Source organism: Embleya sp. NPDC001921, from assembly GCF_053594475.1.
In genome coordinates this window covers 58,756-72,644 of sequence record NZ_JBSFEO010000031.1, presented here as the reverse complement: position 1 = coordinate 72,644, position 13,889 = coordinate 58,756, and the positions used below count along the sequence as shown (strand labels likewise).

14 protein-coding genes are annotated in these 13,889 nt (G+C 71.5%); 7 read left to right on the top strand and 7 right to left on the bottom strand.

All coding sequences use genetic code 11. The features are described 5' to 3' along the window. The first annotated feature begins 81 nt into the window (after positions 1–81). Both ACWCPW_RS31405 and ACWCPW_RS31400 read left to right on the top strand, forming a co-directional pair. Positions 82–975 (top strand): SDR family oxidoreductase, encoded by an 894-nt coding sequence (locus ACWCPW_RS31405; protein ID WP_449764944.1) that lies wholly within the window; start codon positions 82–84, stop codon positions 973–975. Between the two features lie 32 nt (positions 976–1,007). Continuing rightward, positions 1,008–1,457, top strand: a complete 450-nt coding sequence (locus ACWCPW_RS31400) for a DUF3093 domain-containing protein (RefSeq protein WP_449764943.1) — start codon at positions 1,008–1,010, stop codon at positions 1,455–1,457. Between the two features lie 307 nt (positions 1,458–1,764). Here the strand turns inward: ACWCPW_RS31400 and ACWCPW_RS31395 are convergent, their stop codons facing one another. Then, a complete protein-coding gene (locus tag ACWCPW_RS31395) occupies positions 1,765–2,061 on the bottom strand; it encodes a DUF4193 domain-containing protein (protein WP_395859864.1) in 297 nt (98 codons plus the stop codon). Between the two features lie 249 nt (positions 2,062–2,310). Here ACWCPW_RS31395 and ACWCPW_RS31390 point away from each other — a divergent pair, with 249 nt between their 5' ends. The 3 genes from ACWCPW_RS31390 to ACWCPW_RS31380 all read left to right on the top strand — a co-directional run bounded on the left by ACWCPW_RS31390 (position 2,311) and on the right by ACWCPW_RS31380 (position 5,057). Then, a complete protein-coding gene (locus ACWCPW_RS31390; protein ID WP_449764942.1) occupies positions 2,311–2,829 on the top strand; it encodes a gamma carbonic anhydrase family protein in 519 nt (172 codons plus the stop codon). Between the two features lie 123 nt (positions 2,830–2,952). Next, a complete protein-coding gene (locus ACWCPW_RS31385; RefSeq protein WP_449764941.1) occupies positions 2,953–3,864 on the top strand; it encodes an ABC transporter ATP-binding protein in 912 nt (303 codons plus the stop codon). Next, positions 3,861–5,057 carry an ABC transporter permease gene (locus ACWCPW_RS31380; RefSeq protein WP_449764940.1) on the top strand — a complete coding sequence of 399 codons (1,197 nt, stop codon included), beginning with the start codon at positions 3,861–3,863 and terminating at the stop codon, positions 5,055–5,057. The genes ACWCPW_RS31385 and ACWCPW_RS31380 overlap by 4 nt, the downstream gene beginning before the upstream one ends. A 101-nt stretch (positions 5,058–5,158) precedes the next feature. On the opposite strand, the gene ACWCPW_RS31375 is transcribed toward ACWCPW_RS31380, so the two are convergent. From ACWCPW_RS31375 to ACWCPW_RS31365, 3 genes are all read right to left on the bottom strand, one after another. After that, positions 5,159–6,109 carry an acyl-ACP desaturase gene (locus ACWCPW_RS31375; protein ID WP_449764939.1) on the bottom strand — a complete coding sequence of 317 codons (951 nt, stop codon included), beginning with the start codon at positions 6,107–6,109 and terminating at the stop codon, positions 5,159–5,161. Between the two features lie 217 nt (positions 6,110–6,326). After that, a complete protein-coding gene (locus tag ACWCPW_RS31370; RefSeq protein ID WP_449764938.1) occupies positions 6,327–7,802 on the bottom strand; it encodes a sensor histidine kinase in 1,476 nt (491 codons plus the stop codon). An 8-nt stretch (positions 7,803–7,810) separates the two neighbouring features. Beyond that, positions 7,811–8,464 carry a response regulator transcription factor gene (locus ACWCPW_RS31365; RefSeq protein ID WP_449764937.1) on the bottom strand — a complete coding sequence of 218 codons (654 nt, stop codon included), beginning with the start codon at positions 8,462–8,464 and terminating at the stop codon, positions 7,811–7,813. Between the two features lie 330 nt (positions 8,465–8,794). On the opposite strand from ACWCPW_RS31365, the gene ACWCPW_RS31360 reads away from it, so the two are divergent. Beyond that, positions 8,795–8,968 carry a hypothetical protein gene (locus ACWCPW_RS31360; protein WP_449764936.1) on the top strand — a complete coding sequence of 58 codons (174 nt, stop codon included), beginning with the start codon at positions 8,795–8,797 and terminating at the stop codon, positions 8,966–8,968. Between the two features lie 165 nt (positions 8,969–9,133). Here ACWCPW_RS31360 and ACWCPW_RS31355 read toward each other — a convergent pair whose 3' ends face one another. Together ACWCPW_RS31355 and ACWCPW_RS31350 are read right to left on the bottom strand one after the other, a co-directional pair. Then, entirely contained in the window at positions 9,134–9,925 is a 792-nt protein-coding gene (locus ACWCPW_RS31355; protein ID WP_449764935.1) for an inositol monophosphatase family protein, read from the bottom strand. After that, a complete protein-coding gene (locus tag ACWCPW_RS31350; protein ID WP_449764934.1) occupies positions 9,922–11,076 on the bottom strand; it encodes a ferrochelatase in 1,155 nt (384 codons plus the stop codon). Before ACWCPW_RS31350 ends, ACWCPW_RS31355 begins: the two co-directional genes overlap by 4 nt. Before the next feature lie 153 nt (positions 11,077–11,229). On the opposite strand from ACWCPW_RS31350, the gene ACWCPW_RS31345 reads away from it, so the two are divergent. Continuing rightward, positions 11,230–12,558 carry a D-arabinono-1,4-lactone oxidase gene (locus ACWCPW_RS31345; RefSeq protein ID WP_449764933.1) on the top strand — a complete coding sequence of 443 codons (1,329 nt, stop codon included), beginning with the start codon at positions 11,230–11,232 and terminating at the stop codon, positions 12,556–12,558. A gap of 22 nt (positions 12,559–12,580) precedes the next feature. Here ACWCPW_RS31345 and ACWCPW_RS31340 read toward each other — a convergent pair whose 3' ends face one another. Beyond that, on the bottom strand, positions 12,581–13,570 hold the full coding sequence (locus tag ACWCPW_RS31340) for a hypothetical protein (RefSeq protein WP_449764932.1): 990 nt from the start codon (positions 13,568–13,570) through the stop codon (positions 12,581–12,583). Positions 13,571–13,889 lie beyond the last annotated feature (319 nt).

The window sequence follows — 13,889 nt, the reverse complement described above, 5'->3', positions numbered from 1 at the left end:
TCGTTCCGACCGACACCCGCGCAGCGGCTTGGGAGCCGCCGGCGCCGCGGCCCGAAAGGGTCGCGGGACGGAAGGAAGCGCATGACCAAGAGCGTGGTCGTCACCGGGGCGACCGGCGGGATCGGCCTTGCCGTCGCCCTGGAGCTGGCGGGGTCCGGCTTCGATGTGATCGGCACCGCCAGGACCCAGGACCGGGCCGAGCGCCTGCGCGAGGCCGCCGAGCGCGCCGAGGTGGGCGTACGCACGGTCCTGCTCGACGTCGCCGACGCCACGTCGACGGTGCGGGCCTTCACCGAGATCGCCCAGATGACCGCCGGCGGCCCGTGGGCGGTGGTCAACAACGCCGGGATCGCCCAGCCGGGGGCGATCGAGGACGTGGACGACGAGCAGATCCGCGCCCAGTTGGAGACCAACCTGATCGCGCCCGCGCGGATCGCCCGTCTGGTGCTGCCGCAGATGCGCCAACGGCGGGACGGGCGGATCGTCAACATCTCCTCGGTCTCCGGCCGGGTCTCCAATCCGTTCCTGGGCTGGTACTGCGCGAGCAAGCAGGGGCTGGCCGCGATCACCGACTCGTTGCGGATCGAGACCGCCGGGTTCGGCGTCAAGGTGGTGCTGATCGAGCCGGGCAGCTTCGGCACCGACATCTGGGAGCGCGCCATGTCCCGGCTGCCACCGCGCAAGACGTCGGCCTACAACGACTCCTACGACCTCGCCGACGACATGGTCCGGCGGGCCAAGGCGCTGCCCGGTCCGGCCCCGGTCGCACACGCGGTCCGCACCGCGCTGAGCGTGCCGCGTCCCAGGCCGCGCTACCTGGTGGGCAACGACGCCAAGGCGGGCGCGCTGCTCGACCTGCTGGCGCCCACCGCTCTCTCGGACTACGCCAAAGGGGTGGCGACGGGCCTGCGCACGCCTCCGGAGGGCGTCACCCGCGCCCTGGCCCGGCTGACCCGGCGACACGGCCCCCGCTGACCCGTGTCGGGCGCGCATGACAGGCTGGGCGCATGCAGGCGTACAGCGAACGACTCGGCGTGCCGGCCTCCTGGTGGGCCCTGACCGCCCTGATGGCCGTCTCCGGCGGGCTGGTGGGGCTGGCCTTCGGGATCGTGCCGACCATCGTGCTGGCTCTGGCCCTGGGCGCCCTGGCGGCGTGGGCCACCGGCGCCTACGGCGCGGCGCGGATCACCGTCACCGAGACCGAGCTGCTGGCGGGTCGGGCCCGGATCCCGCTGACCGCGCTGGGTGCGGGGGTCGCGCTCGATCCCGAGCAGGCCCGCTCGTTGCGGATGGAGAACGCCGATCCGCGCGCGTTCATGCTGCTGCGCGCCTACGTCCCGGGGGCCGCGCGGATCGAGGTCGTCGACCCGGCCGATCCCACGCCCTATCTCTATCTGTCCTCGCGCAACCCGCAGCGCCTGGTCGACGTCGTGGCGGCGTTGCGCGCCCGCGCCTGATCCGGCGGGGGCGGGCTCGATCCCGGCTCGACGGAGCCGGGAGTGAGCGAATCGTCCGGCGCCGCGATGCGGCGGCGGACGGCGGCGGACAGTCAAGAACGCCCGCCGGTGAATCGGCGGACGTTCGACTTCGTACGTCCTGCGTGCGTCTTCGGTACTTCCCACGATCCGCGTCACCCACCGCGTCCCGCGTCGTGCTCCCGCGTTCAAGGACGCTCGGCGAACGTCGACGGTCCAACTCCTGCCGGTACCCGTATGGCGTGTGCAGGGTTGCCGTTCATCGCCGGTCGTCCTCGACCGCACACGATCAGGCGCAGTCGCTGCAGACCGGCTGGCCGTTCTTCTCCTTGGCGAGCTGGCTCCGGTGATGCACCAGGAAGCAGCTTGAGCACGTGAATTCGTCGGCCTGCTTCGGGACGACCCGGACGGACAGCTCCTCATTGGAGAGGTCCGCACCGGGAAGCTCGAGTGATTCGGCCTGCTCGAACTCGTCGACGTCGACCGAACCGGCCGACTTGTCCACGCGCCGAGCCTTCAGCTCCTCGATGCTGTCTTCGTTGATGTCGTCATCGGTCTTACGCGGGGTGTCGTAGTCGGTTGCCATGTACCTCTCCCCCTCCGGGTGGATCTGCGGTGCTCAGTCGTGCAGACACCGCCCGTGAACCTGCTTGGACGATGCCTTCAGCGCACGTAACGCTTGAGGGGCCGGAGTTGTGCCCGACCCGAAGCGCAGATTTTGCCTTACATCAAGGCTCGTTACGCAATCGACACCCAACCGAACCCCCAAAGAGGTGACTTGGTTGGATGGGGGGCCACTGTAACCCCGTACCGCCCTGCACAACCAGGAGGAATCGTGACGGTCTACGCGCTGGGTGATCAAATACCCAAGGTGCACCCGGATGCTTATGTGCACCCGGACGCGGTCGTGATCGGCAGCGTGGAGATCGGCGCGGATTCTACGGTGTGGCCGGGGGCCGTACTGCGCGCGGATCACGGCCGGATCGTGATCGGCGAGCGCACGTCGGTCCAGGACGGATGTGTCCTGCACACGACGGCGCCGTGGCCGACGGTAGTGGGCGACGAGTGCGTGATCGGTCACATTGTGCATCTGGAGGGCTGCGTGATCGAGGATCGTTGCCTGGTCGGCAACGGCGCGGTGGTCATGCATCAGGCGGTGGTGCGCACAGGTGCCCTGGTGGGAGCGGGTGCGGTGGTCGGAAACCGGCTCGAGGTGCCGTCGTACGCGATGGCCTTGGGGGTACCGGCGAAAATTCGCGAGAACGCCGTTCCGGTCGGCGCGTTCGCGGAGACGGTGCGCAACTACGTCGAGAACGGTCGTCGCTTCCGCCGCGATCTGCGCCGGATCGACTGATCCACGCCCGCCGGGACGTTCATCCGGGTGTGTCGGATCGCACACGTGCGCCTCGGTTTGAACGCCTCGTTCGCCCCCGTATATAAGTGCGACACGGGGGGCTGGAATTTCACGGGGAGTGTCGTGCTCGAGTTGGCCGGCCTGGACAAGCGATTCGGCGAGAAGGTCGTCCTCGACGGCCTGTCGCTGACCGTACAACCAGGTCAAATGTTTGGTTTCGTCGGCACCAACGGTGCCGGCAAGACCACGACCATGCGCATCGCGCTGGGCGTGTTGGCACCGGACGCGGGGGATGTGCGCTGGCGGGGCGCGCCGGTGGACCGCGGCGTGCGCCGACGCTGGGGCTACATGCCCGAGGAACGTGGTCTGTATCCGAAGATGCGCATCCAGGACCAGTTGGTCTACCTGGCCGAACTGCACGGGATGACCCGCGCGGACGCGCGCGCGTCGGCCGAGCGCTGGTTGAGCCGGCTCCAGGTCGCGGGCGGACCCGCGGACCGGCTGGAGACGTTGTCGCTGGGCAACCAGCAGCGCGTGCAGTTGGCCGCGGCGCTGGTGCACGAGCCGGAGTTGCTGGTCCTGGACGAGCCGTTCTCCGGCCTCGACCCGGTCGGTGTGGACGTGATGGCCGGTGTGCTGCGCGAGCGTACCGCCGCCGGCGCCTCGGTGGTCTTCTCCAGCCACCAGCTCGAACTGGTCGAGTCGTTGTGCGACGCGGTCGGGATCGTCAACAACGGCCGGATGCACGCCTCGGGCACCGTGGCCGAGCTGCGCGGGGACAGCCGCGCGGTGCGCTATCGGGTGCGGCTGGCGAACGCGCCTGCGGGTTGGGCGGAGGCGTTGCCCGGCCTGAAGGTGCTCTCCTCGGAGTCGGAGGGCGACACGGTGCTGGTCGAACTGCTCCCCGGAACCAGCGAGCAGGCTCTGCTGGATGGGGCCCGGGCGGCGGGCCGGGTGCTGGCCTTCGCACCCGCGACCCCCTCGCTCGCCGAACTCTTCCGCGAGGTCGTCAACGGAACGGAGGTCGGCGCGTGAGCACCGGCGGCAGCACGTTTTGGTCCGCCGTGCGGCTGGTCGCGCGCCGCGAGTTCACCGAGCGCATCCGGGATCGGGGCTTCCAGATCTCGGTGGCGGTGATGCTGGCGATCCTGCTCGCGTCGGTGGCCATCCCGGCCGCGATCGGCGGCGGGTCGGACAAGTACGACGTGGCCTTCCTCGGGCCGCAGCAGACGCAGCTCGCACAGACCGCGCAGCGCCAGGCGACGCTGCTGGACGTGGACGTGCGGGTCGGCTCCGTCGCCGACCGGGCGGCGGCCGAGCAGGCGCTCGCGGACGGGAAGCTGGACGCGGTCGTGGACAACGGCCGGATCCTGGTGGACAGCAAGCTGCCCGACCCGCTGGCGGCCGTGCTGCAGAGCTCCTGGGCCACCGTGGAGCGCGACCAGCGGTTGGCCGCGAAGGGCATCGACCCGGGCGTGGTGAACCAGGCCTCGGCGATCGCACCGATGCCCAAGACCACCCTGGACGCGGACGCCGACCAGCGCGACGCGCGCAAGGGCATCGCCTTCATCGGCACGCTCGTGCTCTACGGCATGCTCATGCTGTTCTGCATGTGGGTGGCCAGTGGCGTGGTCGAGGAGAAGTCCAGCCGGATCGTGGAGATCCTGCTCGCGACCGTGCCCGCCCGTGCGCTGTTGACCGGCAAGATCCTCGGGATCGGCCTGCTCGGCCTGCTCCAGATGCTGGTCACCGCGGTGGTCGGGCTGGCCGCGGCGTCCGCGCTGGGCACCATCGAGTTGACCGGCGCCATGATCTACCCGGTGGCGCTGGTGCTGCTGTGGTTCGTGGTGGGCTACGCGATCTACGCGTGCATGTTCGCCGCCGCCGCGGCCCGGGTCTCCCGCCAGGAGGACCTGCAGAACGTCATCACGCCGATGACCTCGCTGCTGATCGCCTCGTTCCTGGCCGCCATCTTCCTCGGCCAGAAGGGCGGCACGCTCGCCCAGGTGCTGGCGTACGTGCCGCCGTTCTCGGCGATGCTGCAACCGGCGCTGACCGCGGCGGACGAGGTCTCGGTGCTGGAGAACCTGGCCGCCTTCGCGATCGCGCTGCTGGCCCTGGTGGCGCTGGTGCGGCTCGCGGCCCGGATGTACGAGGGCGCGGTGTTGCGGATGGGCGGCAAGGTCGGCTTCAAGGAGTCGCTCGGCGGGTCGACCCGCAAGCGCTGAAACCGACGAGTCGATGCGCGGGCGCCGAGGGGGCGCGCGCACGACAGGGCCCGCCGTCCCCGAGGGGGCGGCGGGCCCTGTCGTGTTCGGCTCGGGTGCGCTCAGCGGCGGTTGGCCGCCTTGCGGGCCTCCAGGGCGAGCCGGCGCTCCTCGAAGCGCACCACCTGGGAGTCCAGGCCGCCGAGGAACAGCGCGAGCTCCTCGCGGGCCTTCTCGCCCTCCGGGCCCAGGTCCGTGCGCTCCATGATCTTGAGGTGGCGCAGCACCGGCAGGATCACGTCGTTCTGGTGGATCGGCAGGTTGTACACGCCACCCACCGCGAGCTTGGCCGCCGCGCGCTCGAAACCGCTGATCCCGTGCCCGGGCATCCGGAAGTCGGTGACCATCTCGGTGACCGCGCGCATCGCCTGGTCCGGGGCGATCTCGAAGGCGGCCTTGAGCAGGTTGCGGTAGAAGACCATGTGCAGGTTCTCGTCCGTGGCCACCTTCGCGAGCAGTTGCTCGGCGATCGGGTCGCCGCAGGTGCGGCCCGAGTTGCGGTGCGAGACCCGGGTGGCCAGCTCCTGGAAGGTGACGTAGGCGATCACGTGCAGCGGATTGTCCATGTGGTCGCCCTGATAGCCGGCCTCCATGTGCTCCATCCGCGAGCGCTCCAGCGCGACCGGGTCCACCGCCCGGGCGGCCATCAGGTAGTCGCGGATCGCGATGCCGTGCCGGCCCTCCTCCGCCGTCCAGCGGTGCACCCACGTGCCCCACGCGCCGTCGCGGCCGAACATCGCCGCGATCTCGTAGTGGTAGCTGGGCAGGTTGTCCTCGGTCAGCAGGTTCAGCGTAAGAGCTATCCGGCCGACGTCGGTGAGCCCCGACTCCGCCGGGGTCCACGCCTCGCCGCCGAGCACGCCGTCGAAGTCGCGACCGGCACTCCACGGCACGTACTCGTGGGGGAACCACTCCTTGGCGACCGCGAGGTGGCGGTCCAGCTCGACGGCGACGACCTGCTCCAACTCACGGAGCAGGTGCTCACCGGTCGGGGCGGGGGCGAGAAGGTTCATCGGCTCTCCAGGGCATAGGCAGACAACGTCGTTCAGCGGCAGACACGGAGGACGACGCTGTGCATCGCCCGCACGACGCGTCCCTACGATTCCGTAACTTACGACAGCGTAGGTTGGTTCCACCCCAAGACGGAAATGTGATCCACGACTCTCGCACGTACGTACGATCGATTTCGGCCCCGGCGACCGCCCGCGCAGGGGCGGCCGGTGCCCGAAATCAGCCCGCCGGGAAGCCGATCCGCATCATCAGACCGCCCTCTTCCCGGGGCTCGACCTCGATCCAGCCGCCGTGCGCGCGCACGATCGAGCGCACGATGGACAACCCGAGCCCGACGCCCTTGTCGCTGGCGGTCCGCTCGGTGCGCAGCCGCCGGAACGGCTCGAACATGTTGTCCACCTCGTAGCCGGGCACCACCGGCCCGGTGTTGACCACGGTGAGCACCGCGACACCCGCGGTGGTCCCGGTCGAGATGTCGACCGTGCCCTCGGCCCGGTTGTAGCGCACCGCGTTCTGGATCAGGTTCATCGCGACCCGCTCCAACAGCACCCCGTTGCCCTGGAGCACGGCGGGGCCCAGGTCGTCGTGGAGCCTCACCTTGCGCTCGGCCGCCTCCGCGCCGGTCTGGTCCACCGCGCGGCGGGCCACCTCGGCCAGGTCGACCGGCTTGCGCTCGGTCAGCTCGTTGTCGCTGCGGGCCAGCAGCAGCAGGCCCTCGATCAGGCCCTCGCTGCGCTCGTTGGTGGCCAGCAGGGTCTTGCCGAGTTGCTTGAGCTCGACGGACGCCTCGGGGTCGCCGAGCGCGACCTCCAGCAGGGTGCGGTTGATCGCCAAAGGTGTGCGCAACTCGTGCGACGCGTTGGCGACGAACTTGCGCTGCGACTCCAGCGAACGATCCAGCCGGTCGAGCATGTCGTCGAAGGTGTCGGCGAGCTCCTTGAACTCGTCGTCCGGACCGTCCAGGTCGATCCGCCGGTGCAGATTGGATCCGGCCACCTCGCGGGCGATCGAGGTGATCCGCTCGAGCGGGCGCAGCACCCGGCCGGCCATCACGTAGCCGAACCCGAAGGCGATCACCGACAGCAGCAGCAGGGCCAGCAGCGACTGCTGGAGCAGCGAGTTCAGCGCGGCGTCGCGCTGGTGGATCTGCTGGATGGTCTGCCACTGCTCGAACTGCTCGGGCGTCATCGGCACGCCGTTGATGGTCATCAACGTGTTCGGTGCCAGGCTCAGATTCAGCCGGCCCTCGGTCAGGCTCTGCCGCACCAGCAGGTAGACGGTGCCCAGCAGGAGCACCCCGGCGATCAGGAACATCCCGCCGTACAGCGCGGTCAGCCGCATCTTGATGGTGGAGCGCAGCAGCGCGGGCAACTGCGAGGGGGCCATCCTCGACAGCCGCGACATCTCCGCCGCGTCGTCGGCGTCGCGGCCCAGGATCAGCCGCCGCCCGCCGGTGACCGGACGCTGCGGGTCGCGGCCCGGCTCGCGCACGGGTTCGCGGCTGGGCCTGGGCGGCGCGCCCGGCGGCGCGTTGGGGCGCGGCGGCTGGGGCGGCCGGCCCGGACGGGGCGGTGGGCCGGACTTCGCCGCCGGGTTGGGCTTCGCGGGCGCGGTCGAGGCGCCCGCGGCCGGCTCCGCGGAACCGGCTGCGGTACTTCCGGCTTCCGCCGGGACGGCCCGAGAGCTGTCGTTCATGGCGGTCCTCAAATGCGGTATCCGGCGCCGGGCACCGTCAGGATGACGGGCGGCTCGCCGAGCTTGCGGCGCAGTGTCATGACGGTGACGCGGACGACATTGGTGAACGGATCGGTGTTCTCGTCCCAGGCCTTCTCGAGCAGTTGCTCGGCCGAGACCACGGCGCCGTCGGCGCGCATCAGCACGTCCAGCACCGCGAACTCCTTGGGCGACAGATGCACCGGGGAACCCTCGCGCAACACCTCGCGCCGGTTCGGGTCGAGCCGGATGCCGGCCCGCTCCAGCACCGGCGGCAGCGGGGAGACGGCCCGCCGGCCGAGCGCGCGCACCCGGGCGATCAGCTCGCTGAACGCGAAGGGCTTGGGCAGATAGTCGTCCGCCCCCAGCTCCAGGCCCTCGACCCGATCGCTGACGTCGCCGGCCGCGGTCAGCATGAGCACCCGCATCGGGATGCCCGTCTCCACCACCGCCCGGCACACGTCGTCGCCGTGCACGATCGGCAAATCCCGGTCGAGCACCACCACGTCGTAGTCGTTGACGGCGATCCGTTCCAGCGCCGCCTCCCCGTCGTACACCACGTCGACGGCCATGGCCTCTCGGCGCAACCCGGTCGCGACCGCGTCCGCCAGGAGCTGCTCGTCCTCGACTACGAGAACCCGCACCGGCTGTGCCTCCTGCTCGATGAGTGGATGGATCCGTTGTCCATCTTCCTCCGCGCCCCGGTAAAGCCTCGGTAAGCCGGCCGGCCGACCGGGGCGGGCGGGACCGGCCCGGCGAGCGCGTCGTGCCGCGGACGTTACGGGACCCCCCGAAGGAGGGAAGGATTCCGGTACGCCCCGGAAAGTCCGCTGTCGGGCCGGCGGGCCGGAAATCGCCCCTGGTCACACCCTTCGGTCGAGCCCCGCCAAAGGCCCGGAACCGTGGTTTCCCCGGCGTTGCACGGGGGGAGGACAACCGAAACCGGCGACGACGAGTGACATTGGGGCGGCCTTATGGACGAATTCACGGCCGGCGTACTGCGACGCATACGTGAGACCGAACAGGCTCTGAAGCAGGCCTGTGACACCGGCGACGATTTCCTCGTCGAGGTGGAGCAGTCCGAGTTGGACGACCTCCTGCGGGTGGCGTCCGAGCACGGCGTGCGGGTGCTCCCCGAAAGCGCCTAGTCACACCGCTCGGGCGAGCGCACCCGAGCCACGCGAAGACACACGGTTCTTGATTCCCCCGGCGAGGTCCCCAGCGGACGCCGGGGGTTCGGCTGTCGGGCCGAGTTCGCGAAGGCCCGGATCCGGTGCGGGGGCACCGGATCCGGGCCTTGCGCACGCTCGGGTCTACGCGTGCAGAGCGGCCAGCGCGGCCTCGAGTTCGGCGCGCAGTCCGGCGGGCGCGGCCAGGCACAGGCTCGACCCGTCGGGCTCGGGCCACAGGTCCTCGATCACCTCGGCACCGGCCTCGCGGGCGATCAGCGCGCCCGCGGCCACGTCCCACGGGTTCAGGCCACGCTCGTAGTACGCGTCGACCCGACCGGCGGCCACCGAGCACAGGTCGATCGCGGCCGAGCCGGCCCGGCGCAGGTCGCGCACGCGCGGCAGCAGCGCGCCGATCACGGCGGCCTGCCGGGTGCGCCGCTCGACCGTGTAGCCGAATCCGGTCGCCACCAGCGCCCGGGCCGGCTCGACCGAGGCGCGGCAGTGGATCGGCTTGCCGTTGCGGTAGGCGCCGCCGCCGCGCACGGCGTGGAAGGTCTCCCCCACCACCGGCACCTCGACCACGCCCAGCAGGGTGCCCTCGGCGGTCTCGGCGGCGATCGACACACACCACCCGGGCAGGTCGTACAGGTAGTTCACGGTGCCGTCGATCGGGTCGATCACCCAGCGCACGCCGCTGCTGCCCGCGCTCGCGTCGCCCTCCTCGCCGAGGAAGCCGTCGTGCGGTCGGTGGGCGCGGATGCGTTCGATGATCAGCTTCTCCGCGGCCGTGTCCATCTCGGTGACCACGTCGGTGGGGCTGCTCTTGGTCGCCGCGACGCCGAGGTCGGCGGGACGCTCGTGCAACAGGAAGCCGCCGGTGTGCCGGGCCGCGTCGCGAGCGATGGCCAGGAGTTCCGCGGTGTCGATCGTCATGGACCCATCCTGCCGGCGCGACCGTGCAGGGCCTCGCCGCGCGGCGCCCGCGCGGCCGCCTCCGGGTCGGCGCGCAGTGCCCGGGGGTCCGGGCAGCAGCCCACCGGGCACACGTCGTGCGCGGCGCCGAGCACGCCGAGCGCGCACCGTGCGGGCGCCTCGCCGCGTACCGTCGCGGCGCGCTCCAGGAGCAGGTCGCGCACCGCGCCGGCGAATCTGGGGTCGGCGCCGGTGGTCGCCGCTCGGGCGACCGGCAGCCCGAGCCGCGCGGCGGTCGCGGCGGCCTCGACGTCGAGGTCGTAGACCACCTCCATGTGGTCGGAGAGGAATCCGATCGGCACCAGCACCACGGCCGGCACCCCGCCGTCCTCGGCCGCCGCCACGAGGTGGTCGTTGACGTCCGGCTCCAGCCACGGCACCTGCGGCGGACCGCTGCGGCTGGAGTACACCAGGTCCCAGTCGTGTTCGCGACCGAGCGCGCGCGCGACGCCCTCGGCGACCAGGCGCGCGGTCTCCCGGTGCTGCTCGACGTATCCGCCGCCGGCCGGGCCGGCGGTGCGCGCGGTGACGGTGGGGATCGAGTGGGTGACCATCACCAGCCGGGCGCCGGCCCGCACCGCCTCGGGCAGTTCGGCCAGCGCGGCCACCACGTGGTCCACCAGCGGCTCGACGAAACCGGGGTGGTCGAAGAAGTGCCGCAGCTTGTCGAACACCGGCGCCCGGTCGCCGACCTCGGCCCGGGCCGCGAGCAGGTTCTCGTGGTACTGCCCGCAGCCCGAGTAGGAGGCGTAGGCGCTGGTCACCAGGACCGCGGCACGACGGATCCCGTCGTCGGCCATCCGCCGCACGGTGTCCGCGAGGTACGGGCGCCAGTTGCGGTTGCCCCAGTAGACCGGCAGCCGCGGCCCGTGCGCGGCGAATTCGGCCTCGATCGCCGCGATCAGGGCGCGGTTGTGCGCGTTGATCGGGCTGGCGCCGCCGAAGTGGGCGTAGTGGCCGGCGGCCTCCTCGAGGCGTTCCCGGGGCACCCCTCGGCCCGCGGTCACGTTCTCCAGGAACGGGAGCACCTCGTCGGGGGCGTCCGGCCCGCCGAAGGAGAGCACCAGGAGCGCGTCGTACGGACTGGGGTCGGGGGCCTGTGTCGCGTGCATGCCTGTGATCCTCGCATCGCGATCCCCGCCCGCCCCAACGCCCCGGTGCGCGCGGGGGCGTGAGTTGCGGCCCATCGGGGCCCGACCCCTTCCCGGTCCGATGACCGGCGAGTAATGTCCGGCTGATCCCACGGCGACCCCAGGAGGAACCCGTTGAGCAGCGCCACCCCCGCCGTCTCCAAGACGCCGCCGATCTGGCGGAACTGGACCGGAAACCAGTCCGCGCGGCCGCACTCGGTGCTCACCCCGAGGTCGGCCGAGGAGATCTCGGCGGCGGTCCGCCGGGCGGCGGCACAGGGTCTGGCGGTCAAGGCCGTCGGCGCCGGGCACTCGTTCACCTCGGTCGCGGTCACCGACGGGGTGCAGATCCGCCCGGAGGGGCTGACCGAGGTGCACGCGCTCGATCGTGCGGCGGGCACCATCACGGTCGGGTCCGGGATGCGGCTGAGCGACTTCAACGCGCTGCTCGCCGGCTACGGCCTCGCGCTCGCCAACATGGGCGACATCGCGGTGCAGAGCCTGGCGGGCGCCACGTCCACCGGCACGCACGGGACCGGGCGGGCGTCCGGATCGCTGGCGGCGCAGATCCGCGGCATGGAGATCGTGCTGGCGGACGGCGAGATCACCACGTGCTCGGCGACCGAGAACGCGGAGTTGTTCGCGGGGGCCCGGGTGGGTCTGGGCGCGCTGGGCGTGGTGACCGCGCTGACGTTCGCGGTGGAGCCGCGTTTCCTGTTGGAGGCGCGCGAGGAGCCGATGCGACTGGACGCGGTGCTCGCCGACTTCGACGCGCTGTGCGCGGACAACGAGCATTTCGAGTTCTATTGGTTTCCGCACACCGACAACTGCAACGTGAAGCGCAACAACCGGATCGAGGGGCCGGCGAAACCGCTGTCGAAGGCGCGATTCCTGCTGGACGACGAGTTGTTGTCCAACGGTGTGTTCTCGCTCGCCTGCCGGGTCGGCCGGGCCGCGCCCAGGACGGTGCCCACGATCGCGCGCCTGTCCAGCCGCGCGTTGTCGGCGCGGACCTACTCGGACACCTCGCACAAGGTGTTCACCAGCCCGCGCCGGGTGCGCTTCATCGAGATGGAGTACGCGCTGCCGCGTGCGGCGGCCACGGCCGCGCTGACCGAGGTGCGCGCGTTCGTCGAGGCGGCCGGCCTGCCGATCAGCTTCCCGGTCGAGGTACGCGTGGCCCCGGCGGACGATCTGTGGATGTCCACGGCGTACGGGCGCGACACCGCCTATATCGCGGTGCACATGTACAAGGGCACGCCGCACGAGCGGTACTTCACCGAGGTGGAGAAGATCATGGTCGGGCACGGCGGGCGCCCGCACTGGGGCAAGATGCACACCCGCGACGCGGAGTACTTCGCGCAGCTCTACCCGAGGTTCGCCGACTTCACGGCGCTCCGGAACCGGGTGGATCCGGAGCGCCGCTTCGGCAACGACTACCTGCGCCGGGTGCTGGGCGACTGAGGCCGGCCGCGCCGGCGCGGTGCTAGGACGTGCCGGCGCCCGCGTTCGACCGCGAGTCGTTCTTCGCGCCGCCCTGGGCGCTGCCGCCGGCGTCGTTGCCGGCCGCCGCGCCGCCGTTCGCCGCGCCGGTCCCGCCCGAGCCGCCCGCCGAAGAGGTCGCGGGCGGCGCCGTGCTCGGCGGCGCGGAGTCGCTCGGGTCGGGCGAGGGGGTGCGGCTCGGTCGCGTGGACGGGGTGGTCGAGGGCACCGAGGTCGCTCCCGTGCCGTTCTCGCCGGTCGTGCCCTTGTCGCCGGTGTCCGGCCCGCGCGTGGGTGCGGGCGTGGATCCGGTCGGCTGCGGGGTCGAACCGCTCGGCTGCTTCGGGGTGTCGTGCCGGGCGGGCTTGTCGTCGACGATCCGCGAGATGGTCGAGCCGCCCGCGTCGCCGTGTCCGAACAGGCTCGCGAACGAGCGGCCGATCGCGGTCTCGGTGAGCGTCACGACGCCCATCGCCACCACGAACACGAGCACCGCCGCGACCAGCGAACGGGCCGGCCGGAGCCGCTTGTCGCTGTCCGTGCCGGCCGCGGCCGGTTGGGCGTCGGTCCCGGCGCCGCCGAGCGGGCGCTCGGCGCTCGTCGAGCCCGTGACCGCGGTCCGCGAACGCTCCTCGAACCGGGTGTAGTCGCCGACCGGCAGCAACATCGTCTCGTCGGCGGCCGATCGCGGGTCGGCCACGCCCGTGGGTCGCTCCGGCACGGCGGTGGGGTCCGGACTCGGCCCGCCCTCGTGCGGGGGGATCAGCGTCGCCCGCACGTCGCGCAGTTGCTCGCCGGTGCGGCGGAACAGGTGCACGTAGAGCGCGCTTCCGACCGTGGCGACCACGCTCGCGAGCGCGGCGCCGATCACCGTCCCGGCGACGCCCAGCGTGGAGAGCAGGAAAGCCGAGGAGATGGCCGCCAGGGCACTGCCCACAACCTGCACCGCGTTGACATCGATCCGGCGACGTTCATTCTCGGTCCTTTCCGGCATCACTTTCCTTGCCCGTCCGTGCACGGACGGTGGTTAATCATGAAAAACAGGACTTCACCCTGGTTACGACTGAACGGCCCATCGACATCGTTCCGATCGGCCCAATCTTGTGATCGACATCACCCCGGACGGCCGAAAACGACTCGTCCGAACGGGACGCGCCGATGCGGCGCGGTGTGTCCCGGTAGAGCCCCCGAATGGAGTACTGTTCACGCCAGGTTCCGGAACGACCTGTGCGCGAAGGGGGAGGCGACCGACCGCGGAGGTCAGGGTGGGGCGCCGCCCCGGTATCTACCCGAAATGGTGTAACCAAGGCAAT